Source organism: Amphritea atlantica (assembly GCA_024397875.1).
Taxonomy (GTDB): domain Bacteria; phylum Pseudomonadota; class Gammaproteobacteria; order Pseudomonadales; family Balneatricaceae; genus Amphritea; species Amphritea atlantica_B.
This window is the reverse complement of sequence record CP073344.1, coordinates 3,329,414-3,354,985: the sequence shown is the minus strand read 5'-3', so window position 1 is coordinate 3,354,985 and position 25,572 is coordinate 3,329,414. Positions and strand designations below refer to the sequence as shown.

General features: G+C 50.9%; 27 protein-coding genes. 23 read left to right on the top strand and 4 right to left on the bottom strand.

Features of this window, described 5'->3' with window-relative positions; translation table 11 throughout:
- Window position 1: 1 nt before the first annotated feature.
- Genes motD through KDX31_15500 form a run of 4 tightly spaced genes read left to right on the top strand, consistent with a single transcriptional unit; the run spans window position 2 to window position 3,332 of the window.
- Window positions 2-982: a flagellar motor protein MotD gene (gene motD / locus KDX31_15515; GenBank protein UTW02741.1), complete on the top strand. Its 981-nt coding sequence runs from the start codon at window positions 2-4 to the stop codon at window positions 980-982.
- Complete coding sequence (locus KDX31_15510) at window positions 982-1,758, top strand: ParA family protein (protein UTW02740.1); 777 nt, start codon at window positions 982-984, stop codon at window positions 1,756-1,758. The genes motD and KDX31_15510 overlap by 1 nt, the downstream gene beginning before the upstream one ends.
- Entirely contained in the window at window positions 1,755-2,927 is a 1,173-nt protein-coding gene (locus tag KDX31_15505) for a chemotaxis protein CheW (protein ID UTW02739.1), read from the top strand. The genes KDX31_15510 and KDX31_15505 overlap by 4 nt, the downstream gene beginning before the upstream one ends.
- 12 nt (window positions 2,928-2,939) lie before the next feature.
- Window positions 2,940-3,332 (top strand): DUF2802 domain-containing protein, encoded by a 393-nt coding sequence (locus KDX31_15500; GenBank protein ID UTW02738.1) that lies wholly within the window; start codon window positions 2,940-2,942, stop codon window positions 3,330-3,332.
- Window positions 3,333-3,387: 55 nt separating this feature from the next.
- Here the strand turns inward: KDX31_15500 and KDX31_15495 are convergent, their stop codons facing one another.
- Complete coding sequence (locus tag KDX31_15495) at window positions 3,388-3,651, bottom strand: EscU/YscU/HrcU family type III secretion system export apparatus switch protein (GenBank protein ID UTW02737.1); 264 nt, start codon at window positions 3,649-3,651, stop codon at window positions 3,388-3,390.
- Between the two features lie 12 nt (window positions 3,652-3,663).
- Window positions 3,664-5,223 (bottom strand): flagellar hook-length control protein FliK, encoded by a 1,560-nt coding sequence (locus KDX31_15490; GenBank protein ID UTW02736.1) that lies wholly within the window; start codon window positions 5,221-5,223, stop codon window positions 3,664-3,666.
- 153 nt (window positions 5,224-5,376) lie between these two features.
- Here KDX31_15490 and ccmA point away from each other — a divergent pair, with 153 nt between their 5' ends.
- The 14 genes from ccmA (at window position 5,377) to KDX31_15420 (ending at window position 17,917) form a co-directional block, all read left to right on the top strand.
- Window positions 5,377-6,015 (top strand): cytochrome c biogenesis heme-transporting ATPase CcmA, encoded by a 639-nt coding sequence (gene ccmA, locus KDX31_15485; protein UTW02735.1) that lies wholly within the window; start codon window positions 5,377-5,379, stop codon window positions 6,013-6,015.
- A gap of 35 nt (window positions 6,016-6,050) precedes the next feature.
- On the top strand, window positions 6,051-6,740 hold the full coding sequence (ccmB, locus tag KDX31_15480; GenBank protein ID UTW05413.1) for a heme exporter protein CcmB: 690 nt from the start codon (window positions 6,051-6,053) through the stop codon (window positions 6,738-6,740).
- Between the two features lie 20 nt (window positions 6,741-6,760).
- Complete coding sequence (locus KDX31_15475; protein UTW02734.1) at window positions 6,761-7,513, top strand: heme ABC transporter permease; 753 nt, start codon at window positions 6,761-6,763, stop codon at window positions 7,511-7,513.
- A gap of 10 nt (window positions 7,514-7,523) precedes the next feature.
- On the top strand, window positions 7,524-7,700 hold the full coding sequence (ccmD, locus tag KDX31_15470; protein ID UTW02733.1) for a heme exporter protein CcmD: 177 nt from the start codon (window positions 7,524-7,526) through the stop codon (window positions 7,698-7,700).
- Window positions 7,700-8,161, top strand: a complete 462-nt coding sequence (gene ccmE / locus KDX31_15465; protein UTW02732.1) for a cytochrome c maturation protein CcmE — start codon at window positions 7,700-7,702, stop codon at window positions 8,159-8,161. The genes ccmD and ccmE overlap by 1 nt, the downstream gene beginning before the upstream one ends.
- Before the next feature lie 2 nt (window positions 8,162-8,163).
- Window positions 8,164-10,125, top strand: coding sequence for a heme lyase CcmF/NrfE family subunit (locus KDX31_15460; GenBank protein ID UTW02731.1), 1,962 nt, complete (start codon window positions 8,164-8,166; stop codon window positions 10,123-10,125).
- 24 nt (window positions 10,126-10,149) lie between these two features.
- The gene (locus tag KDX31_15455; protein ID UTW02730.1) at window positions 10,150-10,680 is read left to right on the top strand and encodes a DsbE family thiol:disulfide interchange protein; all 531 of its coding nucleotides are present in this window, start codon (window positions 10,150-10,152) and stop codon (window positions 10,678-10,680) included.
- Window positions 10,680-11,153: a cytochrome c-type biogenesis protein CcmH gene (locus KDX31_15450; protein UTW02729.1), complete on the top strand. Its 474-nt coding sequence runs from the start codon at window positions 10,680-10,682 to the stop codon at window positions 11,151-11,153. The genes KDX31_15455 and KDX31_15450 overlap by 1 nt, the downstream gene beginning before the upstream one ends.
- Entirely contained in the window at window positions 11,150-12,403 is a 1,254-nt protein-coding gene (ccmI, locus tag KDX31_15445; protein ID UTW02728.1) for a c-type cytochrome biogenesis protein CcmI, read from the top strand. The genes KDX31_15450 and ccmI overlap by 4 nt, the downstream gene beginning before the upstream one ends.
- Before the next feature lie 68 nt (window positions 12,404-12,471).
- Window positions 12,472-14,358 carry a cell division protein ZipA gene (zipA, locus tag KDX31_15440; GenBank protein UTW02727.1) on the top strand — a complete coding sequence of 629 codons (1,887 nt, stop codon included), beginning with the start codon at window positions 12,472-12,474 and terminating at the stop codon, window positions 14,356-14,358.
- Between the two features lie 19 nt (window positions 14,359-14,377).
- Complete coding sequence (ligA, locus tag KDX31_15435; protein ID UTW02726.1) at window positions 14,378-16,408, top strand: NAD-dependent DNA ligase LigA; 2,031 nt, start codon at window positions 14,378-14,380, stop codon at window positions 16,406-16,408.
- Window positions 16,409-16,421: 13 nt separating this feature from the next.
- Window positions 16,422-17,009 carry a hypothetical protein gene (locus KDX31_15430; protein ID UTW02725.1) on the top strand — a complete coding sequence of 196 codons (588 nt, stop codon included), beginning with the start codon at window positions 16,422-16,424 and terminating at the stop codon, window positions 17,007-17,009.
- Window positions 17,010-17,012: 3 nt separating this feature from the next.
- Window positions 17,013-17,225, top strand: a complete 213-nt coding sequence (locus tag KDX31_15425; GenBank protein UTW02724.1) for a YheU family protein — start codon at window positions 17,013-17,015, stop codon at window positions 17,223-17,225.
- Between the two features lie 17 nt (window positions 17,226-17,242).
- Window positions 17,243-17,917: a DUF4126 domain-containing protein gene (locus KDX31_15420; GenBank protein UTW02723.1), complete on the top strand. Its 675-nt coding sequence runs from the start codon at window positions 17,243-17,245 to the stop codon at window positions 17,915-17,917.
- Window positions 17,918-17,924: 7 nt separating this feature from the next.
- Here KDX31_15420 and KDX31_15415 read toward each other — a convergent pair whose 3' ends face one another.
- Together KDX31_15415 and mnmC are read right to left on the bottom strand one after the other, a co-directional pair.
- A complete protein-coding gene (locus KDX31_15415; GenBank protein UTW02722.1) occupies window positions 17,925-18,590 on the bottom strand; it encodes a CBS domain-containing protein in 666 nt (221 codons plus the stop codon).
- A gap of 34 nt (window positions 18,591-18,624) precedes the next feature.
- On the bottom strand, window positions 18,625-20,661 hold the full coding sequence (gene mnmC / locus KDX31_15410; GenBank protein UTW02721.1) for a bifunctional tRNA (5-methylaminomethyl-2-thiouridine)(34)-methyltransferase MnmD/FAD-dependent 5-carboxymethylaminomethyl-2-thiouridine(34) oxidoreductase MnmC: 2,037 nt from the start codon (window positions 20,659-20,661) through the stop codon (window positions 18,625-18,627).
- A 139-nt stretch (window positions 20,662-20,800) separates the two neighbouring features.
- Between mnmC and rfbB the strand changes: the two genes are divergently transcribed.
- The 5 genes from rfbB to KDX31_15385 are packed head-to-tail and all read left to right on the top strand — an operon-like array spanning window position 20,801 to window position 25,567.
- Entirely contained in the window at window positions 20,801-21,892 is a 1,092-nt protein-coding gene (rfbB, locus tag KDX31_15405) for a dTDP-glucose 4,6-dehydratase (GenBank protein UTW02720.1), read from the top strand.
- On the top strand, window positions 21,889-22,761 hold the full coding sequence (gene rfbA / locus KDX31_15400; protein ID UTW02719.1) for a glucose-1-phosphate thymidylyltransferase RfbA: 873 nt from the start codon (window positions 21,889-21,891) through the stop codon (window positions 22,759-22,761). Before rfbB ends, rfbA begins: the two co-directional genes overlap by 4 nt.
- Entirely contained in the window at window positions 22,758-23,858 is a 1,101-nt protein-coding gene (locus tag KDX31_15395) for a DegT/DnrJ/EryC1/StrS family aminotransferase (protein UTW02718.1), read from the top strand. Before rfbA ends, KDX31_15395 begins: the two co-directional genes overlap by 4 nt.
- Entirely contained in the window at window positions 23,855-24,544 is a 690-nt protein-coding gene (locus KDX31_15390) for a WbqC family protein (protein ID UTW02717.1), read from the top strand. Before KDX31_15395 ends, KDX31_15390 begins: the two co-directional genes overlap by 4 nt.
- Window positions 24,545-24,586: 42 nt before the next feature.
- Window positions 24,587-25,567: a hypothetical protein gene (locus KDX31_15385; protein UTW02716.1), complete on the top strand. Its 981-nt coding sequence runs from the start codon at window positions 24,587-24,589 to the stop codon at window positions 25,565-25,567.
- The last annotated feature ends 5 nt before the right edge of the window (window positions 25,568-25,572 follow it).

The following is a 25,572-nucleotide window of genomic DNA, read 5'->3' as shown; positions in this document are numbered from 1 at the left end:
CATGTCCAGGCGCAGAGTTGAAGAGCAGGATCTGCATTCACAGCGCTGGGTGATATCCTATGCAGACTTTATTACCCTGTTATTTGCTTTCTTTGTCGTAATGTATGCTATTTCCTCGGTGAATGAAGAGAAATACCGGCAGGTGACCGAATCATTTGCGGGTGTGTTTTCCGGCCAGGATGGGGCCTTGCGTCCGCCTATTGGCGGCAAATCGGACAGTGATCCGGCCGGGATCGGTATATTTCAGGGCGGGGAGTCCCTTAAGGAAAACCCTACAGTAAGCATTGTCCCGCCCAACCCGGAAAACAGCGCTGCTTTGAAAGCGATCGGCGAGCAGATGGAAATGCAGTTTAAAAAACTGATCAGTAACGGCAGTGTGGCTGTTCAGAGTAATAACCTCTGGGTTGCTCTGGAACTGGGAGCAAACCTTGTATACCCTGAGGGCGGTGCATTACCAGCGATAACCACGGATCCTGTATTTGAACGGGTCGCTAAAATACTTGAGCCGTACGATAACCCGATCCATGTAGAGGGGTACACCGACAGTCAGTTTATCTCTTCAGATCAGTATCCTTCAAACTGGGAGTTATCAGCGGCGCGTGCGGCGGGTGTTGTGCGTATTCTGGAGATGAATGGAGTGAAGGCGCAGCGGATGGCTGCGGTCGGTTTTGGCGAGTATCAGCCTCATGCCGATAACGATACGGAGAGTGGTCGGCAGATTAACCGGAGAATAATGATTGTGGTTACCCGGGATCGCAAAACTCAGCGCGTAGTGTCGGCTTTCGGCAGTGAGCAGGTGAGTGAAGATGCTGTCAGTGGTATTTTGACTGACAGCGGTTTGCCAGAGTCGTCGATTAAGCCGGTTAAAGATGACCAGGGGCGGATAATATTTCGTCGTAAGGACGCTTCTCAGCCGCTGGATACAGAAACATTAATGTCACCGGAGAATCGTTCTCCGCAGACTCAGGAGTCACCGCAGTAATGCAGGTATGGGCGGTAGCTAATCAGAAAGGCGGGGTGGGAAAAACCACAACCGCAGTTACTTTAGCGGGTTTGCTGGCTGATGCGGGCCAGCGCGTGTTGCTGGTGGATCTCGATCCTCATGGTTCGATGACCAGCTATTTTAAATATGATCCGGATGAACTTGAGAATAGCGTCTATGACCTGTTTCAGCCGGGTAGTGAAGTCACTATGAGACTGCTTGAGCCGTTGCTGATGCCGACATCAAACAGCGGTATCGATCTGATTCCGGCGACGACTGCGCTGGCGACACTGGAGCGAAAATCGGTTGGCCAGGAGGGCATGGGGCTGCAGGTTGCGAAAGCGTTACGGCTGGTAAAAGACCGCTATGACTATGTCGTCATTGACAGTCCTCCGGTGCTGGGTGTGCTGATGATCAATGCACTGGCTGCCTGCGGGCATCTGTTGGTACCGGTACAGACTGAGTTTCTGGCGTTGAAAGGGCTGGAGCGAATGTTGCGAACCATTACGATGATCAACCGGGCGAGAAAACGGCAGTTAACCTATACCCTGATTCCGACGTTCTATGATCGTACTATTCCCGCTTCGGTAAGCTGCTTACGCGAGTTGCATCAGCGCTTTGCTGAGAATATTGCTGCGTCTGTGGTGCCGGTGGACAGTAAATTTATTACCGCCAGTGCTAAAGGAATTACTCCGTCTGAGCTGGATCTGACGATGTCTGGTGTGCAAGCATATATCCGTATTTTACGCGGCCTGGCGGAGCGGGGCAGAGGATGAGTGAAGAGCAGTTAAACCGGCAGCAGCAGTTGGTGAAAGAATACCTGGATGCGTTGCTGACAGATGATCAAAGCCCTTACAGTATTGAGGCTGAACTGGAACTTTCAGAAGGGGCGTCCGACGATATGATGGAGGCACCTCTGGTCGCTTCGGAACTGCCGAAAGCCGGGCCGGATATGGACGAGATCGAGCTGGATGATCTGGAAATAACGCTGGATATGCAGATAAGTTATTCCGAGTCTGTCGATCCCGATCCCGATCCCGATCCCGATTCCCTGTCACAGTCTGCGATTGAATTAGCCCCGCAAGCGGTGTACCCCTCTGCGCCTGAAACCAGTCACGAGTCTGTAGTAGAAAAACAGCCTGAACCTGTTTCCGAAGCTGCAGTGGAACTCGTGCCAGAGGTGGTTTATCCAGCATCAATTGTTACTCAGGAACCGGTCTTAGAATCTTCATCTGAAGCCGTCGATGAGCTGGTATCAGAATATCCCCCTGAACCGGCTACGGATACGTCTGCTGAGTCGTTAGTGCAAGAGGCTATCGAACCTCAGGATGCCGCTTTACCGGGAATAGCGCCAGAGACCACACTTATTGAAGAGCCAGAGCCAGAGCCAGAGCCAGAGCCAGAGCCAGAGCCAGAGCCAGAGCCAGAGCCAGAGCCAGAGCCAGAGCCAGAGCCAGAGCCAGAGCCAGAGCCAGAGCCCGCAATGACACCGGAAGCTCCGCTGGAGGTTGATTCCGAGCCGCTGCAATGTCTGTTGGTGAAGATGTATGGTGTAAAACTGGCTCTGCCGGTTAAATACCTGCAGGGAGCTCATGATCTGAGCTCGATGAACCTCGAGTTAAGTGCAGAAGCTGACTGGATTCTGGGGAGTTATGTCGAATCGGGAAAACTGGTTCGGGTCGTCGATACCGGAATGTGGGTGATACCTGAACGGTATGAACCGGATAAAGCGGCCTATACCGAGCTGGTTAAGTTCAGGGACGCTGGCTGGGCCGTGACCATCGATTCCATGATTGGCGCCCAGGAGATTGAGGAAGACCTGATTACCTGGAATAACAATCCGCAAAGCAGACCCTGGCTACTGGGTACCTGTATGAAACATCAGTGTGCCGTGGTGAATGTACCGGCGTTGCTGCATGGACTGAATACGACATTGAGCCAGTAGTAAGGAGATAAGATGATCTGGTTAGCTCTGGCGGTGGTCGCCATCGTTTCATGCGTATCGATTGGATATTCAATCAACGCCCGCCGACAGTTGCACCAGCACCAGCGCCAGTATGAAGCGCTCATCAATGTGCTGCGTAATGAGATTCAGGCGCTGACCAGCAGCTCTATCGGCATGGGACACCGGTTGATGGATGTGGAAAATAAGCTCAATATTACCGCTGAAAAACAGCAAGAGCTGGCGAATCGTGATCCGGGGGTTTTGGCGTATAATCAGGCGGCCCGGTTGATGGAGATGGGGGCCGATGTTGATGATCTGGTTAAGAATTGTGGTATCGGGCGGCCTGAAGCTGAGCTAATGGCGCTGCTGCATAAAGAGATTGCAGCCCCGGATAATCGCAACTGAGCACTGTCTTTATCTCTTTCTGTTGAGTCTTTTTGCGCGCCGCCTGCTTGTGAGCTTATTCGTTATTAAGGTTATAGGTGAAGGCGATAATTTCGGCAATGGCACGATACAGGCTCTCCGGTATCTCATCGCCCAGTTCCAGACGCAGTAACACTTCTACCAGTTCGGGGCTTTCGTGAATATGTACATCATGCTCCCGGGCCAGCCGGATAATTTGCTCTGCAATGATGCCCTGACCTTTGGCCGTCACTTTTGGCGCGCCCTGATGATCGTAATTCAGGGCGATCGCTTTCTGATACTCTTCCGTTTTTTTGTTCACATTATCTCCGTTTCAGGTGATCACATCGATGAGCTGTTCGACCTGATTGGTCGGTTTGGGGGCTGCGCCTTGACTGCAGTGAACCGAATTAATGCTGTAGCCCTGAAGGTGTAACTGGCGATTAAAGTCGGGTAACTTTCCGTTCAGTTCCTCTGCAGTCGTCGCGAGGCTGCACCAGAAATGCGCGGTTATCTGATGCTCCTGTTCCAGCAACAGTTCCGCATCGATGGTGCCCTGCTCCAGAAGGTCGAAGTGAAGCCGGACCCGCCAGAGCCGTTGCCACTCATCTTCGGCCAGCTGTTTGCGGTGCTCTGATATTTTCAGCTCAACATTATCCAGCCGCTCCCCGTTCCTGACCGGCAGGTCCAGGGCAAAAAAACGCTCCAGGCCGCCATCACTGTTAATCCGGGTATTCTGAATGCTTTCCAACTGATTGCCGGTGACCCGGTTCAGTAAACCTTTCACCAGCTCATGCAGCTGCTGTCGTGCCTGTTCCGGTAACTTGTCGGCCTGCTGTAATAGCTGGTTCAGTTGATGTTTCATCTCTCCGGCGGGGATCTGACTGCGGGGATCGGCCAGATTACGCTCGGTGAACAGACCGCCATTTAAAAGGTTTTGCTGAACGCCGGGTTGTCCCGCGGTGGCAGACTCTGTTTTTACCCCGAACAGGTTAATCAGTGAACTGATAATGCTGTTTATCGGGCTTTTTTCGCCGCCGGCACGGCTGTTCAGTTGTTGCAGCTTTATCAGACTGTTGGCTACCGGCTGTTGTGCCGGTAATACATAGCGTAACGCGTCGCTGATGCTGTGATTGAGATTTTGATTCTGTGCCGGTGATGTCAGGGCATGTATCTGAACCTGATCGCTGGCGGTCCTGATCAGCAATACTTTACCGTCAAAGGGCAGCGGCGGTGGCGTTGTCAGGGGGAGCGTGCGACCGTTGATAGTGGCAATAAGGTTTCCCTCACCCGCACGGGCTTTTATCGCCAGCGAGAGCGTCGCCAGTACCGGTTGATTGATCGGTAATAACCGGTTTAGTCCGGTCAGGGAGCGAGGGGGAATCGTCGCCGTTGCGGTTGGTGGGGATTGCGATGACTGAGTCCCCGGTCGTTGCTGGCTGGGCTGTTCCTGTTGGCTCGGTTGATCGCGTCCTTTGATTTGTACGATGGGAGGCTGATCAGGGGCGATGGTCCGGTGATTGCCTGGCGGGGATATGGCTCCGCTTTGCTGTATCGGCTGTGACTGGGTCGTGGCGGGCTGGGTAAATGTCTGGGCTTGCAGTCCGGTTGCAGGCTGAGGGGCTGCGCTGCTCAGGAGCAGCTGTCCCGCAGGGGTACGGGTTAATGTGGCAGTGCTGCCGGGAGGCAGTGACTGGTTACTTTTCAATTGATATAACTGACTGCCGAGCTGTACCTGCAACTTAAATTGATTGGGGCGTACCGCATCAGGAGTGACCTGTTGGATGGTTATCCGGGTCGGGGAGTTCAGTGGCAGGGTGCGAACAAGCTCAGCGGCCGAAAGTGTTTTCCCGGCACTGGTTTGCAGGTTTTGTATGCTCAGTGGGTTAAGCACAATCAGTTTTCCTGTGCGGTTTGATAGTAGATATAGTTCTTTTGGCCCGGGTATGCACTACGGCTGTTTATTTTGTATATAATGCCTTGCTTTCGGCGGGTATTGCTAATTATAAAGGCGAGTTTGCCTGTTTTGTTTTTTGAGGGTGTTCTGTTGTCCACACCAAGACTGAAAATTGACAATCTGTTCTGCGAGCGGGATGAGCGGGTGTTGTTTGAAGGGCTCAGCTTTGAGGTCAATGCAGGTGAAGTGATCCAGATAGAGGGGCAGAACGGCAGTGGTAAAACCACGTTGTTGCGTATCCTCAGTGGTTTATCGCGTCATTTTGAAGGCGATATTTACTGGCAGGGAGAGCATCTGGATAACTGTGCAGAGAGTTATCGTGAATCATTGCTCTATTTTGGACATCAGCCCGGCGTGAAAGCGGTACTCACTCCGAGGGAAAATCTGCAGTGGTATGCGTCTTTGCACCCGGAGATGGACCTGAGTAAGCTGGATAATGCGCTGATTAAAGTTGGCTTGAAGGGGTATGAGGATGTTCCTTGTCATACTCTCTCTGCCGGTCAGAACCGCCGTGTAAGTCTGGCGCGACTCTATCTCAGCAGTGCTCCGTTATGGATTCTGGACGAACCCTTTACCGCCATTGATAAGCGCGGGGTGGCAGAGAAAGAGGCACTGATTACCGCCCATGCAGAACAGGGCGGTACCGTTATTCTGACGACCCATCACGAACTGGTGATGGGGGACAAGATTCGCAAGCTTAATCTTGATCAATTAGCGGGAACTTTATGAACGATAGTATGCCTAATCAGTCGGCAGACAAGTCGATGGCCCATGTATACAAAGTTGATGGTCCTTTCTGGGGTGCATTGAAGCGGGATCTGTTACTTTCATACCGGCGGAAAAGTGATCTGGTGAACCCGCTGATTTTCTTTTTGATGGTCGCAACTCTGTTCCCATTGGGCGTCAGCCCTGATCCAACCTTCCTCGCTGATGTGGCGCCGGGTGTGGTCTGGGTTGCTGCGTTACTGGCAACGCTGCTGTCGATGGACAGTCTGTTCCGTTCTGATTTTGAGGATGGAACACTGGAACAGATTTTACTCAGTCCCCAGCCACTCTATCTGGTTGTGCTGGCAAAAGTACTGGCGCACTGGATGCTGACCGGTTTACCGTTGACACTCCTGGCGCCGGTGTTAGGGGTTATGTTGTTTTTGCCAGGAGATGGCATGTGGGGGTTGGTACTGAGTTTGTTGCTTGGCACGCCAACCCTGAGTCTGATCGGTGCCATTGGTGCCGCGCTGACCGTTGGTTTGCGAAAGGGCGGCGTGTTAATTTCACTGCTGGTGTTGCCGCTCTATATCCCGGTACTGATATTTGGCAGTGCGGCGGTGCAGGGCGCAGTGACGGGGTTGCCCCTGGACGGGTATCTTGCCATTCTGGGCGCGATGCTGTCGCTCGGATTGGTGATGGCACCGCTGGCAATTGGTGCCGCATTAAGAATTAGTGTAAGTGGGTAAGACCCCGATAAGGTTGAAATATGGCTGATAAGAAGTGGATGCCACGTTGGTTTTATCAACTGGCTTCTCCCCGCTGGTGTTATGAAATTACCGGTAAATTACTACCTTTCTTTGCCGTGGCTGCAGTACTGCTGTTAGTGACAGGTACTGTCTGGGCGCTTGTTTTTGCCCCTGCTGATTACCAGCAGGGCAATAGTTTCCGGATTATCTATATTCATGTGCCGTCCTCTATCCTGGCACAGTCATGTTATATGCTGATGGCGGTTGCAGGTGCGATCGGTCTGATCTGGAAGATGAAAGTTGCCGATATGGTAGCGAAATGCTGTGCTCCGATCGGTGCATCTATCGCTGTATTATCACTGGCGACCGGAGCTATTTGGGGCAAACCTACCTGGGGGGCATGGTGGGTATGGGATGCCCGTCTGACCTCTATGCTGATTCTGTTTTTTCTCTACCTGGGGATTATTGCGCTGAACTCTGCTATCGAGAGTGAGCGGACTGCCGCTCAGTCTACCGCGGTGCTTGCACTGGTTGGCCTGGTGAATATCCCGATTATCAAATATTCGGTGGATTGGTGGAATACACTGCATCAGCCCGCCACCTTTACACTGACCGAACGCCCGGCGATGCCTGTAGAGATGTGGGTGCCTTTACTGGTGATGGCGATCGGTTTTTACTGTTTCTTTGCTGTGGTAATGATGCTGCGGTTGCGTAATGAAATTATCCAGCGTGAGCGTCGCAGCAGCTGGGTGCGCGATCTGATTACTGGTTGAGGGTATTAACTTGAGTTTTGAATCGTTTGCAGACTTTATCGATATGGGTGGTCATGGCCTCTATGTATGGCTGAGTTATGCCATCGCACTGATTGTGATTGTTATGAATATTGTTAACCCCCTGATGCAAAAGCGTCAGATCTTTAGTGAACAGGCCCGCCGCCTTCGCAGGGAGAAACAGCGCTAATGAATCCGAAACGTAAACAGCGACTGATTATCGTACTTTTTATCATTTTTGGTGCCTCCGTTGCAGTAGGGCTGGCCATGTATGCGCTGAACCAGAATATTAATCTGTTTTACTCGCCGACCGATATCGTTGAGCATAAAGCGCCGGAAGGCACCCGTATCAGAGCCGGTGGTATGGTGGTTGAAGGCAGCGTAAAGCGTGACCCTCAGAGTCTGCAGGTGACGTTTGATATGACCGATTATGCCAATCAGGTGACAGTGACTTTTACCGGTATTCTGCCTGACCTGTTTCGTGAGGGGCAGGGAATTGTTGCACAGGGTGAGATGAACAGTGAAGGGGTGTTTGAGGCGGTTGAAGTGCTGGCCAAACATGATGAAAACTATATGCCTCCGGAAGTTGCTGAAGCGCTTAAAAAGGCGGGGAAGATGCCTGAACAGATGCGCGCGACGGGAGCCGAGTAATTATGATTCCTGAACTGGGTCAATATGCGCTGATTCTGGCGCTCTGTATGTCTTTGTTGCTTGCTGTAGTGCCGATGGTAGGGGCGTCTGTTGGCAATACATTGCTAATGAACTATGCCCGGCCGCTGGCGGTGGGGACGTTCTTCTTTCTGGCGATCAGTATCACCTGTCTGGGCTACGCCTTTGTTGTGGACGACTTTTCTGTCGCCTATGTTGCTACCAACTCGAATACGTTATTACCCTGGTATTACAAGATAAGTGCGATCTGGGGGGGGCATGAAGGATCATTGCTGCTGTGGGTTGTGATTCTGAGTGGCTGGACAGTAGCTGTTGCGTTTAAAAGCCAGAATCTGCCAGTGGAAATTGTCTCCCGTGTGTTAGCGGTAATGGGTATTGTTGGGGTGGGCTTCACCCTCTTTACCCTGATGACATCGAGTCCGTTTGATCGTCACCTGCCTCAGTTTCCAGCGGAGGGCGGCGATCTTAATCCGCTACTGCAGGATATCGGCCTGATTATCCATCCGCCGATGCTGTATATGGGCTATGTAGGCTTCTCGGTTGCCTTTGCATTTGCGATTGCGGCGCTGCTGACCGGACGTCTTGACTCCGCCTGGGCGCGCTGGTCCCGTCCGTGGACCAATATTGCCTGGGCCTTTCTGACACTGGGAATCTTATTGGGCAGCTGGTGGGCGTATTACGAGCTTGGCTGGGGCGGCTGGTGGTTCTGGGATCCGGTTGAAAACGCATCATTTATGCCATGGTTGGTGGGTACCGCGCTGGTGCACTCACTGGCGGTGACTGAAAAACGCGGCGTGTTTAAAAGCTGGACCGTATTGCTGGCTATCTTTGCCTTCTCCCTCAGCCTGCTGGGAACCTTCCTGGTACGATCCGGGGTGCTGACATCGGTGCATGCGTTCGCGTCTGATCCGGATCGGGGGTATTTTATCCTGGCGTTACTGGTGATCACGATTGGTGGCTCTCTGATCCTATATGCGGTTAAAGCGGGCAATGTGAAGAGCGAATCCAGTTTTGCTCTGTTGTCACGGGAATCTTTACTGCTGTTGAATAATATTCTGCTGGTGGTTTCCGCCATGATGGTACTGCTGGGAACCATCTATCCGCTGATCGTTGATGCGATGGGCTGGGGTAAAATCTCAGTAGGTCCTCCTTATTTTAATTCACTCTTTATTCCATTGATGTTGTTGATTCTGGGAGCCCTGGGTATTGGCGTGGCTGCACGCTGGCGGGAAACCTCAGTGGTTTTCCTGTTGAAGCAGCTGTGGTTGCCAGCACTGCTCAGTGTGATTGCCGGTCTGCTGGTTCAGTCTTTTTACGCGGAGGTGTTTAATCTGACCGTAGCCGGGGTGATGTCACTGGTGTTCTGGGTGGTATTCAGCAGTATCAGAGATTTCTGGAAAAAAGTCGCTGGCCGGAGCAACCTTAAAGCGGCTGTATCGGGTATGTCCCGAAGCTACTTTGGCATGATTCTGGCGCATACGGGTATTGCGGTGACTGTCGTTGGGGCGCTGATGGTCAGCACTTATAATGAAGAACGTGATCTGCGGATGGCGCCCGGTGATGTGCTTAGTTTCAGTGAATACCAGTTTGAGTTTCTCGGCGCGCAGAAGAAGCAGGGGCCGAACTACAGCTCGGATATGGGTATCATTCGTGTCAGTTATAAGGGCGAGCTGTATGGCGAACTGCGTCCGGAAAAGCGTTTCTACCCGGCCCGGGGTAATGTCATGACCGAAGCCGATATCGATCCGGGGCTATTCCGTGATCTGTATGTTGCGTTGGGTGAGCCGCTGGAGAACGGCGCCTGGGCTGTGCGGATACAGCATAAACCCTTTGTTCGCTGGCTCTGGCTGGGCGGCTTACTGATGACCGCTGGTGGGTTACTGGCGGCTACCGACCCCCGCTACCGTAAACAGGCCCGGCGGGATGCTGCCCGGGCAGTCGCCTGATTAAGTGTTTCGATAGGTATGATGATGCGTCGAATAATTGTTATTTTGCCTCTGGTTCTGTTTGTTGCTCTGGGGTTATTTCTCTGGAATGGTATCGGAAAAGACACCGAGAGCATTCCTTCCCCGCTGCTCAATAAGCCGGTACCGGAGTTCAGTCTGTCAGCGCTTCTTGATGAGCAGCAAACGGTCACTGCGGCTGACCTGAAAGGTCGTCCGGCGTTGCTTAACGTATGGGCGACCTGGTGTCCGACCTGTAAACAGGAGCATGCGCAACTGAATCGCATGGCCCGGGATGAAGGAATCGTCATCTACGGAGTGAATTATAAGGATGACCGCGACAAGGCCAGAATCTGGCTGGATAAATATCTGAACCCTTACGCCCTGAATATTTATGATCCGGAAGGCAAGCTGGGCCTGAACCTGGGCGTGTATGGCGCACCGGAAACTTTCCTGCTGGATGCACAGGGAATCATTCGTTACAAGCATGTCGGAGCGATCGATGAGCGGGTCTGGAGTGAGTTGCGCCAGAAAATGCACCAGATGGAGGTGAACTGATGATCCGTCATATTTGCCTGGTGGTTCTGCTCAGCTTCAGCAGTTTAGTCAGTGCGGCGATTGATACCTACCAGTTTAAAGACGATGAGACCCGGGAGCGTTTTCAGGCACTGTCCACTGAGCTGCGTTGTCCAAAATGCCAGAACCAGAATATTGCTGACTCTAATTCGCCTATCGCCAAGGATCTGCGTAATGAGCTGCACCGGATGCTGGAAGAGGGAGCCGATGATGAGCAGGTGATCGATTTTATGGTGACCCGTTACGGTGAGTTTGTGTTGTATCGTCCCAGGATGTCAGAACATACTTATCTGCTTTGGTTTGGACCGGCCGCGTTACTGTTGATCGGTGTTGTCGTGGTGTTGTTGGTGAGTGGTAAGCGAAAGAAAGCTGAACCGGGTAAACCAGACAGTCGTTTAAGTGATGCAGAGAAACAACGGCTCGATCAGTTATTGAAACAGGAACAGAATAAATGACGGCGTTATGGTTAGGAATTGCACTGCTATCACTTCTTGCGGTGGCATTTGTTTTAGTTCCGGTTTATCAGGGGCGCCAGATTGAAAACGATATTCAGCCTGATGTTGATCGACGTGAGCTGAATATCTCTATCTATCAGGAACGTCTTGCTGAACTCGACGCTGAGCAGGCTGCAGGCAACCTTGATCAGGACAACTATGATTCTCTGAAGCTTGAGCTGGAGCGTAACCTGCTTCAGGATGTGGATGACACAGTTGCCTCTTCGGGTAAGCCTTTGCACGTTACCCGGCAGGCGATCATTACGGCATTTCTGCTGGCGGCGCTGATCCCCGCAATGGGACTGGCGATCTATAGTGAATATGGCCGTTCCGGAGATCTGGCCGTGGCGATGAACCGGCCCGCGGACCCGTTTGATGGGCGCCAACCGACCGTTGAAGAAGCTGTGACTGCATTGCAGGAACGTCTCAACGAGGAACCGGAAAATCCGGAAGGTTGGTACTTACTGGCTAACACCTTTATGAGCATGCAGAACTATACTGCGGCTGCAGATAGTTACGCTCAGGCGTTGAAATACCTGCCTGAGGATGCTCCTCAGTATGCCGGTGTGAATGGACAGTATGCACAGGCACTGTTCTTTGCAAATAGCGGTAAAATGAACCTGCAGATTCGCAGTGAGGTTGATAAAACCCTGTCGATTGATCCCTTTGACGTGACTGCACTGGGTCTGCTGGGGATCGAGTCTTACGAGTCGGAGGACTATCGGGCGGCGATGGAATTCTGGCGTAAAGCGTTGACCAATGCCAGTGTCGAGCAGGCTGATTCGCTGAAATCCGGCATCACCTCTGCCCGGGATAAACTGATTGCAGCAGGAGAAAGTGTTCCCGACCTGCCTGAGCTTGCTGAGGTGAAACTGGAACTGTCGGTCAGCCTGAGCGCTGAACTGCAGAGTCGTGTAACACCGGATATGGCCGTGTTTATCTTTGCCCGCCCGGTGGGTGGACGAATGCCTCTGGCGGCAAAACGGGTTACCGTAGCGGACCTGCCCATCAAAGTCGTTCTGGATGATAGTTTGTCTATGAGTCCGCAAGCGAAGCTTTCTGCTGCTGAAACGGTTGAGATTGTTGCGCGTATATCCGCTTCGGGACAACCTACACCGGAACCCGGAGACCTGAGCGGAACCATTTCTCCTGTTGCTGTTCATGGCCAAGTTGATATATTAGAGCTGTCTATTGATCATATAGTTGAATGATTGATCAAATTCAGGACAATAGAGAGTCTGTCACCGACAATAAATTCAAATAAGGGTAATATCTGGCAATGGAATTAGGATTACGCGAATGGCTGATTATCGGTGGCGCGATAGTTGTTCTCCTGATTGTGTTGGATGGCTGGCGCCGGATGCGGGGTAGCGGTAACCGGCTGAAGATGAAAATTGATAAGTCGTTCAGCGATATTCCGGATGTGCCCGAAGAATCATTCAACCCTGAACTGCCCGGTGGTGGAGCAAGGGTTGTTGGCCGGGCGGCTGGGACGACTGATAGTGCTACTGATGCCCGTCGTGAGCCTGTGTTTGGTAATGATGAACTGGATCTTTCATTGCCCAGAACGGCTAACCTGGTTGCCGAAGAGCCTGGCCTGGACAAACCGCTTTCTAAATATCAGACTGCTCAAGAGCCGGTCACGTCCGGTTCCGGTACCGTTCCGCAAGTGCCTGGGTCTTCCCGGAGTTTTACAAAACCTTCCTGGAAGAAAAAGTCGGTTGAGCAGAAATCAGAGCATATAAGCCCGACTTTTTCAGAGGATGAGCATGATCCTCTTTTCGCGTCATCTGACAGTTTTCCTCCACACCATGATGGTCCTTCGTTTGATGAGATGGATGAAGGGGTCTCTGCTGTGCGTGTGGTTCGGGTGGCCGACCCGGCCCCTCTCTCTGAACAAGAGGAACCGCAACCCCCGGTTGTCATTCCGGAAGAGGCGTCTGTTGATGAGGCGATGATTCCTGTTGTGAAGCATATTGCTGATCAGCCTGAGATCGCTGCAGAAGAGGACGAAGCGTCAGTCGAATACCGTTCCGGCGCTGAGCCTGAAAGCTCTGAATCTGAGAGTGATGAACCTGATATACATGAATTTGACAGCACTGACGCTGACACCATTGAAACTGAAGACGCGGAACCTGAAGACTCCGAACCTGAAACGGTAGAGCTGTTTCCCGTCGATGAGGATGAGTCAGACTCTGCACCTGAATATGCAACAGCTCAGCCAGAGGCGGCATACTCTGCTGAAGATGATGACCTGATCGACTCACTGCCTGAGGGGTTTCGAACCGACAGCGTGTCTGAAAGTGATGACGATGAAGATGATCATGGGTTTGACTATACCCGCCCGGTGAGTGAACTGATGCGCCCGGTACGCGAAGATAACAATCAGCTGCAACAGGCCGCGATGGATCTGCCGGAACATCAGGAATCTATTTTTTCACTGATTGATGAGCCTGCAACTGCATCGCAATCCCCTTCTGAACGATCCGGGCTTGAACAGTCCGAGCTTAAACAAGCCCGGGCTGAGCAGAAACCGGAGCCAGAAATCGAGCCAGAACATTTTTCTGCCACCCGGGATGAACCGGGCGACCTTGCTGATGGTTTCTTTGTTGATGAGCCGGCAAGCCCGTCATCAGAAAAAGCTGCAGAAAAACCTGTAGAAAAAGCGGAAACATCTGACAGCGCTATCGGCATTAAGGGACAGTCACTGCAGAAGATTCCTGAAGCCGATAAAGTATTGGTCATCTCAGTGGTGGCAGCAGAGGGGGGAGAAAGCTTTTCCGGTCGTAGTCTGCTGCAAATTCTGCTGGCGTGCGGTATGCGCTATGGCGATATGAAAATCTTCCATCGCTATGAAGATGGTATCGATCAGGGCGCAATCCAGTTCAGTATGACCAACGCGCTTGAACCGGGCTATTTTGATATCGATACCATGGATAATATGGAAACCCGGGGGGTCACCTTCTTTATGTCAATGGAAGAGCCCCGCGATGTGATGAATGCTTACGAGTGCATGCTGGCAACCGCTGTTGCCGTGGCCAAAAACCTGCACGGCGTATTATTGGATGAGAACCGTTCTACCATGCGGGATCAGACCAAAGAGCACTACCGCGAGCGCATCCGCACGTTTGAAATGCGTAAACTGAAAAAAACCACAACCGCCTGACAGTTCCAGATAAAAGCCAATGAAATCTGATATTTCCATTACGCAGCTGCTTGAGCAGTTGCGCGATCAACTGCGTCACTACAACTATCAATACTATGTTCTTGATGATCCTGAGGTGCCGGATGCAGAATATGATCGTTTGTTTCATCAGCTTAAAAAACTGGAAGAGGAAAACCCGGAACTTATAACAGCAGACTCGCCAACACAGCGAGTCGGTGCCGAGCCTCTGGCCGCCTTTACTCAGGTGCGTCATGAGATGCCGATGTTATCGCTGGATAACGCATTTTCAGCCGACGATATGCGCAGCTTTGAAAAACGGCTGCGTGACCGGCTCAAGCTTGGTGATGAAGTCACCATTGAGTTTGCCTGTGAACCGAAACTGGACGGTATCGCCATCAGTCTGTTGTATGAAAATGGTGTCTTAGTCAGAGGGGCAACCCGGGGCGATGGCAGCACTGGAGAAGATATTACGCTGAATGTGCGTACCATAAACTCCATCCCGCTGCGTCTGATGGGGGCGGATTATCCCGAAAGGCTTGAAGTGCGCGGTGAGATCTATATGCCGCGTAAAAGCTTTGAACGACTGAATGAACAGGCGCTTAAACGGGGTGATAAGCCTTTTGTTAACCCCCGCAATGCGGCTGCCGGAAGCCTGCGACAGCTGGACCCTAAGATTACTGCGCAGCGGTCACTGGAGATGTGCTGCTATTCTGTGGGTGTTGTCAGTGGTGGTGAACTGCCGGATAGCCATGCCGCTATTTTACACCGGCTGGCAACCTGGGGACTGAAAATCAATGCGGAGATGGCGGTTGTCGAGGGCGCAGAAGGTTGCCTTGAATATTTTGATAAGCTCTCAGCGAAGCGTGATCAGCTTGCTTATGAGATCGATGGCATCGTATTTAAGGTTAACGATATCGAACTGCAACGGCAGTTAGGATTTGTCTCAAGGGCGCCACGCTGGGCGATTGCCCATAAGTTTCCGGCGCAGGAAGAGATTACGCTGGTCAAGGCTATTGAGTTTCAGGTGGGGCGAACCGGAGCGATCACGCCGGTTGCCCGGTTGGAACCGGTATTTGTCGGCGGCGTTACCGTGAGTAATGCAACCCTGCATAATATGGATGAGGTTAAGCGACTGGATGTCAGGGCGGGGGATAGCGTTATTATCCGCCGGGCCGGTGATGTGATTCCTCAGGTAGTTTCAGTGGTGACTGAACGGCGTCCCGAAGATACTCAGCCTGTCAGCCTGCCAGAGTGCTGCCCGGTATGTGACTCCGAAATTATTCGCGTTGAGAGCGAAGCGGTTGCCCGTTGCTCAGGCGGTCTGAGCTGCGCAGCTCAGCGCAAAGAAGCGCTGAAACACTATGTATCCCGAAAGGCGATGGATATTGACGGGCTGGGTGAGAAACTGATCGACGGGCTGGTAGAGAAAGAGCTGGTGCATAGTCCGGCAGACCTCTATCGGTTACACCATCTACAGCTGGCCAGTATGGAGCGGATGGGAGACAAGTCAGCGACTAAATTGTTGCAGAGCATTGAAAAAAGCAAAGCAACAGAGCTGGCGCATTTTATCTATGCGCTGGGAATCCGGGAGGTCGGTGAAGCGACTGCGAGAACCCTGGCTGTTTATTTTGGCTCGCTCGAAGCGGTTATGGAGGCCAGCGAAGAAACACTGCAGACGGCTCCGGATATCGGCCCGGTCGTGGCACAATATATCGTCAGCTTTTTTCATCAGGTGCATAACCGTGAAGTGATACAGGCACTTCGTGATGCCGGTGTTCACTGGCAGGATGTTGAAGTCGATCAGGATGCTCAACCACTGACCGGTCAGACCTGGGTATTGACCGGGTCACTGGAGCAGATGCCCCGGACCGAAGCGAAAAAACAGCTGTTGGCACTGGGTGCAAAGGTCGCAGGCAGTGTTTCTAAGAAAACTGATTGTGTAGTGGCAGGCCCGGGTGCCGGGTCTAAACTAGAGAAAGCTGAAGAACTGAATATTCCGGTTATGGATGAACCTCAGTTACTGGCTTTATTGGCGAAATATAACGGCTAAGAGTATCAGACAGATGCGCAGATCGACATTTTACAGATCAATACCGGTATGTTTGTTAAGTGCTATGGTGCTGCAGGGGTGTAGTGATATTGCTCAGGTCGTGCCAGAGCGATTTGTAAAACCAGATAACCAGTTTTGTCTTGGACTGTACGAGAATAATGACTGGCTCGATGCGGCTGTTGCCACTGAAAGTCGCTGGGGTTTGCCGTTGCATATCGCACTGGCGGAGCTGAATATGCCGGTCGGTACTGAGGCAAGCGCGTACATCGTGCCGGTTAATTCGGACTGGGAAGAGTATCGCGTGGCGAGTGAAAACTGGGCCGGCGCCGTTTCCGATATCACCACTGCCGTGGATTTTCTCGGCTGGCACGCACAGATGGCCAGCCAGCGCAACGATCTGAATATGAATCAGGCAGGCAAACTGTATATCGCTTCGAGAATTGGTCATGGCGGACTGCATCGCCTGGAGTATCGCCCCGACCCGCAATTGATTCGTCAGGCTGACGCGGTGGATCAGCGCGCGCAGCAGTACCGACAAGACCTGAAAAACTGCCCCCGTATCCGGGAAAGGGCAGATAGCTTCTTTCGCTGGCCCTGGTGAGCGATGATTATCCCCTGGGAACAACTGCAGCCCGACACGCTCACAAGCCTGATAAAGGAGTTTGTCACCCGTGACGGTACTGACTATGGCTTTAATGAAACAACCACTGATACGCGAATAGAGCAGGTTAGAGCTAAACTGAGACAGGGGGAAGCAGTGGTACTGTTCAGCCAGAGTACAGGACAGTGCAATATAGTTGCCCGTAACAGTTTATAGTTGTCAGAGGTCTCATTATGGATCAGTTGGAACAGATTACAGCGCTGATTGCGCTGACTATGGGGGTTGGCTGGGCCAGCGGCATCAACCTCTATGCAACGGTCCTGATGCTGGGTCTGATGGCCAATATGGGGAATCTGCAACTGCCGGCCGGATTGGAAGTAGTTGCCGATCCGATGGTGCTGATGGCTGCCGGGTTTATGTACTGCGTAGAGTTTTTTGCCGATAAAATTCCCGGCGTTGATACCGGCTGGGATACCCTGCATACCTTTATCCGGATTCCCGCTGGCGCCGCACTGGCTGCCGGTGCGGTGGGTGATATGAATGAAGCGGTTATTGTCGCTGCCGCCCTGGTCGGTGGGTCGTTATCCGCTACCAGCCACGCCCTTAAAGCGGGCGGGCGGGTGATGATTAATACCTCCCCGGAACCGGTGACCAACTGGACCGCCTCAGTAACAGAAGACCTGGCCGTATTTGGTGGCTTATGGGCCGCACTGAACTATCCTGTGGCTTTTCTGATAGCGCTGGTGCTTTTTATCGCGCTGGTGATCTGGTTGCTGCCAAAGATCTGGCGTGGTGTAAAAAAGGTATTTGCGTTTCTGGCCAGACTGTTCGGCGGTCGGGATGACAGTATTCAGATCAATGAAAACAACAATGCTCTGCCTCATCGAAATGGCAGGTTTAAAAACTGAAGCAGACTTATCGACTGTCCAGCCATTCGTTATTGATCAGTGACTGCAGCAGATCCGTTCGGGTAATAATCCCCAACAGGCTGCCGTTATCCTGAACGATAGGAATACAGCTCAGGTGATGTTCGACGCAGCTGACCGCCAGTTGGCGAATATTAGTATCCGGCGTGGCGGTAATCACCTGCTTTGAATAGCATTGTTCGATGGTGTCTTCAATACTGTGTGGCTGGGCTCCGTGAGAGCTCAGGTACTGCAGCAAGAGTTTTTCTGTAACAATTCCCATCAGCCTTCCGGCGCCAGAGAGTACCAGAAGGTGGCTGATACCAAACTGCTTCATCTTGTACAAAGCCGATTGTATTTTGCTGCCCTGTAATACCGACTGAACCGGATGCGACATAATCAGCGATGCAGGAATATAGGAGCGTGGTTGCTCCTGAGCGGTACTGCTGCCGCCGGTCTGACTGTAGATAGATGCGGCTTTGCGGGCGTTTCCCTTTACCTGAGGCCCGGATTCATGGTGCAGAATCTGATCTGCATGATTCTTTTCATGGTCCTTTTCGCCACCTACTTCTGCTGTACGGGCAGTCGCACTCAGCTGCTCTACTCCGCGGGGGGGGAATATTGACTTTACCGGTGTCTGGATACGATAACCCTGATCGTAAATTACCAATGCCATAACTGTTTATTACTACCCTGAAAAACGATAGATACTATATCGCCCGTCTGATCAGATTCTTGATGATGAATCGTGCAGGACTCAGCTTATCAACCAGCTCTTTTTCCAGTGGTAAAGGCTCGTTATCAAGCATCGAAGCGATAATCTCTCCACTTATTGGACCACTGATAAGGCCTTTTGATCCATGTGCAAGATTTGCGAATAAACCGGGGAAATGATGCGGTGGAGTGTCAATGACAGTCTTGGCATCATGGCGTAACCGCGCATAGTCATTGAGAAAAGACTCATACACAGGCACCGGACCAATGATTGGCAGTTTGTCCGGTGATGCGCAGCGGAATCCAACCCGGCCATCAAGCCCTTTTTCAGTGTGGTACTGGGACAGCGAGTCACCAAGTTCCGGTGCCATATCAGACACTTTAGCAAGATTATGCTGGTGGCCCGAATCACGAATATCCGTTGCGTCATCTCTAAGGTCAAAGGTCGCACCAAAACAGAGACGTCCCTCTTTGGCAGGAGAGATATAACCTTCGCTACAGAGAACCGTTTTCAGTTGTGGCGCATCGTTCACAGCATTGGTGAGAGAGACCTGGCCACGAATAGTCTGTACAGGCAGATGGTTAAGCTGTTCAAACAATCTGCTGTCAGCTGCCGATGCGATGACGGCAACCGATGCGGTCAGTATTTGATTGTTTCGGGTGTAGCCCTTCCAGTGGTTGTCGTCACGTTCGAGTCGGGTTATCTCAGTATCAGTGACCACGGTGATATTTGGCTGGTCAGCTAACCACTGACACAGTAAAGGGGGCGTAACCCAACCGGCATCGGGAAAGAACAGACCGCTATTACTGAGCGGCGTTCCTGCAATCGCTGAAGCTTTACACTGGTCTGCAAACCGAACCACCGAGTCGGGGTAGTTGCCGGACTTTACCAGTTTTTGTTGTTTAGCCAGTTCTTTATCACTGGCCGCCAGCTGTAACAAGCCGCAGGGTGACCAGATATCTGCGTGATCTGCCAGATTCTGTGTAAGAAAGTTGCTGCTGTAGAGAAAGCCGGAAAGGTGAAAGCGACTGGCGGGTATCGGTTCCACTGGGAGTTTGGCATACAGCGCCCCCTGACGATTCCCCGACCCTTCGGCGGCAATCCTGGTGTTTTTATCCACAAGGGTTACTTTCCAGCCTCGCTTAGCCAAAGAGTATGCAGTGGAACATCCGGCTATTCCGGCACCGATAATCAGCGCCGATCTGTCACCGGTATGCTTGTGGGGTAGCTGGAACCAGGCGGGCGACAATGTTGGTGCCGTCTCTTCCATGGGTGCTGTTTCTTCCATAGGCTTCGTTTCTTCCATGAGTGCGGTATCTTTCGTTGACGCTTCTGCGGTAAAACAACCGGTTAACATATCCCATTTTGGGCCAAAACCATCCGTTCTCTTGACCTGAAACCCCACTGCTCTCAGCCCGCGCTTTACAATGCCCGCAGAGGTAAAGGTCGCGAATGTTGTGCCTGGCTTGCTGAGTCTGGCGACCTGTTTAAATAAAGCCGGACTCCACATGTCAGGATTTTTAGCGGGGGAAAAGCCATCCAGAAACCAGGCGTCGACTTGTGCATCCAGCTGGCGATAGCATTCAACCGCATCACCGAGCATTAGCGTCAGGGTCACCCGGCCGTTATCGAAACATAGACGGTGAAAACCCGGAACGTTACTTGGATATTGAGCAATCAGTTGTTCAGACAGCTCGTTGAGTTCAGGCCATAACGCGAGTGCTTTGGTCAGATCATCAGGTGCAATCGGATACTTTTCGACACTGATGAAGTGTAGCTTTGCTGAAGCTGGTGCCTGTTCATTAAACAACGCCCAGGCCGTCAGGAAATTAAGCCCGGTACCGAAGCCGGTTTCGGCGATAGTGAGTGACTCTGTTGTCTTGAAACGGTCGCTTAGCGCATTGCTGTCGAGAAATACGTGGGTGGTTTCAGCGAGACCGTTTTCGATGGAGAAGTAGATGTCATTGAACTTTGTTGATAAAGGGGCTTCAGAAGACCAGTCAAGGTTGGCAGATTTATTTGGTTTTTTCATAGCACTTTGAGTAATAACCCTGGGCAGTAATACCATACTTACGCAGAGCAATTGTATAGAATGTATTTAATCTGTGCTTGGGTTTATGCACAGTCTGTTCAGGTAATGCAGCTTGTGCAAATACGAAAGGAATGAGTGAATGAAACTATTGGTTACAGGGGGTGCCGGATTTATCGGCTCCGCAGTGATTCGCCATCTTATTCAACATACTTCGGACAGTGTCGTGAATGTTGATAAGCTGACGTATGCTGGAAATCTTGAGTCTCTGGAATCAGTCGTAACAAGTACTCGCTACCGGTTTGAACAGGTCGATATCTGTAACCGGGAAGAACTCAGAAGGGTGTTTGTTGAGCATCAGCCGGATGCCATAATGCATCTGGCAGCCGAATCTCATGTAGATCGTTCTATCGATGGGCCCGGGGCATTTATCGAAACCAATATTGTCGGAACTTATACTCTTTTGGAGATTTGCCGATCGTACTGGGCTGACCTTCCATCGGAACGAAAAAACGCGTTCCGCTTCCACCATATATCAACCGATGAAGTCTTTGGGGACCTGCCGCATCCGGCAGACTTTGACAATGCGCCTGAGCAGCTGTTCACTGAACAAACACCTTATGCACCCAGCAGTCCCTATTCCGCGAGTAAAGCCAGCTCTGACCATCTGGTGCGCTCCTGGATGCGTACTTACGGCCTACCTGTGTTGATAACTAATTGTTCCAATAATTATGGTCCTTATCATTTTCCGGAAAAGCTGATCCCCTTGGTGATTCTCAATGCGCTGGAAGGCAAACCGCTACCCGTTTATGGGAAAGGTGATCAGATCAGGGACTGGCTGTATGTCGAAGACCACGCCAGGGCTTTGTATAAAGTTGTCACCGAAGGCAAAGTGGGAGAAACCTATAATATCGGTGGGCATAATGAGAAGCAGAACATCGAAGTTATACATACACTGTGCGATATCTTACAGGATCTGGCGCCAGGGCATATCCAATATCGAGACCTGATAACTGAGGTAAAAGATCGGCCAGGGCATGACAGACGTTATGCTATTGATGCAGGAAAGATCGGTCGTGAGCTTGGTTGGCAGCCAGCGGAAACCTTCGAATCCGGTATTCGAAAAACCGTACAATGGTATCTGGATAATCTTCAATGGTGCCGGCGGGTACAGGACGGCAGTTATCAGCGTGAGCGCCTAGGCGTTTCTGATTACAGTAAGGATAAATTATGAAAGGTATTATTCTTGCCGGGGGCTCCGGAACCCGGTTATACCCCATCACTAAAGGCGTGTCGAAACAGTTACTGCCCATCTATGATAAGCCGATGGTGTATTATCCGCTATCAGTACTCATGTTGGCGGGCATCCGTGAAATCCTGATCATCTCCACCCCGGAAGACCTGCCCAGCTTTGAAAAGCTGCTAGGCGATGGCAGTAACTTTGGCATTCAGCTCAGTTACGCGGAGCAGTCAAGTCCAGACGGATTGGCACAAGCCTTTATCATTGGTGAAAAGTTTATTGGTGATGACAACGTGTGTCTCGTATTAGGTGACAATATCTTCTATGGACAAGGTTTTTCACCCAAGCTCAAGCAGGCTGCTGCCCGAAAATCGGGTGCTACAGTGTTCGGATATCAGGTGAAAGATCCTGAGCGTTTTGGTGTGGTTGCGTTTGATGTAAACAAGAAAGCAGTTTCTATTGAAGAGAAACCAGAACAACCAAAGTCTAACTATGCCGTAACCGGCCTCTATTTCTATGACAATGACGTGATAGAAATTGCTAAGCAGGTGAAACCATCACATAGGGGAGAGCTGGAAATTACCAGTATTAACCAGGCCTATTTAAAACGGGGAGATCTGAGAGTTGAGCTGCTGGGCCGCGGTTTTGCCTGGCTAGATACGGGTACTCACGAAAGCTTGTTGGAAGCGTCTCAGTTTGTTGAAACGATTGAGAGGCGCCAGGGTTATAAGATCGCCTGTCTGGAAGAGATCGGTTTTAATCAAGGCTGGCTCGACAAGGAACAATTACTTCAGCAAGTGGTGGGTTATAAGAATAATGGCTACGGCCAATACCTAATGGACATATTGGAATCAGTTGAATGATCCCTGTTACCAAGCCGTACCTTCCCAACCGGGAGAAACTCAATAAATATATAGATGGTATCTACGAGCGAAACTGGCTGACTAATAACGGCCTGTTGGTGCAGGAGTTGACTTGCCGTTTGCAGGAATATTTGGGGGTGGAACATCTCCTGCTTGTAGCTAATGGCACATTGGCTTTACAAATTGCCTATAGAGCTTTGGGCATCAGTAATTGTCAGCCAGGGGAACGCCCGGAAGCTATCACGACGCCTTTCACTTTTATAGCCACGTCCAGCTCCCTGAAGTGGGACGGTGTGGAACCGGTGTTTGTGGATATTGATCCAAATACCTGGTGCATGGATCCCGCTAATATCGAAGCAGCCATTACACCTGAGACGCGAGCGATTGTGCCGGTGCATGTATTTGGCAACGCCTGTGATGTTGAAGCGATCGGAGATATTGCCCGTAAGCACGATCTTAAATTGATATACGACGCTTCTCATGCTTTTGGTGTGAAATATAAAGGTGAAAGCCTGCTCAGATACGGCGATGCGGTTACCCTCAGCTTCCATGCCACTAAACTGTTCCATACGGGTGAGGGTGGGGCGATAGTATTCAAGCGTAAGGAAGATCTGGAACGGGCCAGAAAGATGATTAATTTTGGTATTACGGGTCCTGAATGCATTGAGGAGCTGGGTATTAATGCCAAAATGAATGAGCTTCAAGCCGCGATGGGGTTGTGTGTACTGGATGAAATGGATGAAAACCTTAAAGTAAGAGCGGATGTTTGGCTGCGGTATGAACAAGTGCTGGGTAAAACCTTACAGCTGCAACTCAAACATCAATCGCTTGGCTATAACTATGCTTATTTTCCGGTAGTTTTTAACAGCGAGGAAGAGGCTATGCGTGTTGCTGCTGCACTCAAAGAACATGGCGTGCAGGCAAGGCGATATTTTTATCCATCACTGGAATCAGTATCCTGCCTTGGTGCTCAGGCAGACCCGCCGACTTCAAAGGATGTAGCGAGTCGGATATTGTGCCTGCCTGTTTTTGATCAGTTGGCTCAAGCAGATCAAAGAACCATCATCGCGTTGATCGAGGCGGAGCTAACGCTATGAAACTCGCGGTCATGCAGCCCTACCTATTCCCTTATATCGGCTATTTTCAGCTCATATACGCAGCGGATTTGTTCTTGCTTTATGATGATGTCTCGTACATTAAGCAGGGCTATATAAATCGGAACAGAGTGCTCTCTCCGAATGGAGAGGTGAGATTTATAGTGCCAGTACCGGGAGCATCCTCAAATAAGCTGATATCCGGTTTATACTTCTCTACTGACGTGGTAAAGGTTTTAAAAACCTTTGAGCAAAGCTACTCCAGGGCACCTTATTTTGAGGCTGTTTATCCATTAATTCGACAGGTTATAGAACATGAAGACCGCAGCATCACTTCAGTGTGCCTGAAGAGCTTCGAGGCAATCTTTTCGTACCTGGGGCTAGATAAACAGTTCAAGAAGACAAGTGAACTCGACTATGAGCGAACCGAATCGGCACGAAATCGATTGATAACATTGTGTCATAAGTTTGAGGCTGACTGTTACATCAATGCACCCGGAGGCCGGTCACTCTATAGTAAGTCAGATTTTGCTGCGCATGGAGTAGAACTGAAGTTCATCCATTCATTGCCTGTAAAGTACCAGCAAGGTAGAGGTGAATTTGTGCCCAACCTGTCTATTATTGACGTGCTTATGCATTGTTCACAGGAGAAAGTAGTTAGTCTAATGAAACAGTATGAACTTAATTAAGTGGCTGGCTAACCATTAAAAGTGCAGAGGGGATGTTTGTTGATGAAGCATAAACTCGATAAATCGATTGGCGGGTACCAAGGCCTTGACCTTCCATTTATTGACGCACAGCTAGACCAAGTTACGGCGAGAACAAACTCGGCAAGATCAGCTATCAAAGTAATCTTGAAATCGATCGACGCCAAAAAAGTTTGGTTGCCCGCGTATATCTGTGATGCTGTTGTTGATGCGGTGAAAGATCTGGATATTGCTTTTGCGTATTACAACCTTAGCCCGACTTTCGATGTAGATACTCTGGTTCAGCTAGGAAAAGGAGAATACATACTTATAGTTGATTATTTTGGAACGTTTGGTGATTCAGTAAAACGAAGTCTAAATAGATTCGGTCATGCCAATACGATTGTTGATTGCTCTCAGGCTTACTTTTCTGAGCATGTAGGCGCCTTAGCCACGGTCTGGTCACCAAGAAAATTTTTTGGCCTCCCAGATGGTGGATTATTATATTCTGATGATCCTCGCATCAAACAACCACAAAATCGAGATAATACCTCAGAGACCCGTATGGGCCACCTGATAGGCAGACTAACCAATAGTCCTGAAACAGCCTACCAGAAGTTTGTGGAAGCCGAGCAGGCAGTAGCGGGTTTACCCGTACAAGGCATGTCTGAGTTGACTGAACGTCTGTTGTTCTCTACGGATCATAAAACCATCAAGATTGCACGAGCTCGAAATGCCCGCCACCTTCATGAGCATTTGAGTAAGTACAATAAGTTAGATCTTAATTTTGACAACAGTACAGCACCGTTGTGCTACCCGTTCCTTCCGAATGTAAAGGTAACCAGTAGGTTGGAACTGATAAAAAATAGGGTGTTCGTTCCCTGCTACTGGCCTGAAGTATTGGCCCGAGTGGAAGAAGGAAGCTTTGAATGGGATTTGGTGACTTATGGCCTTTTTTTACCATGCGATCAGCGGTACAGCGATCATGAGATGGACAGACTTATAAGTCTGTTGGCAATTGAATAAAAGGT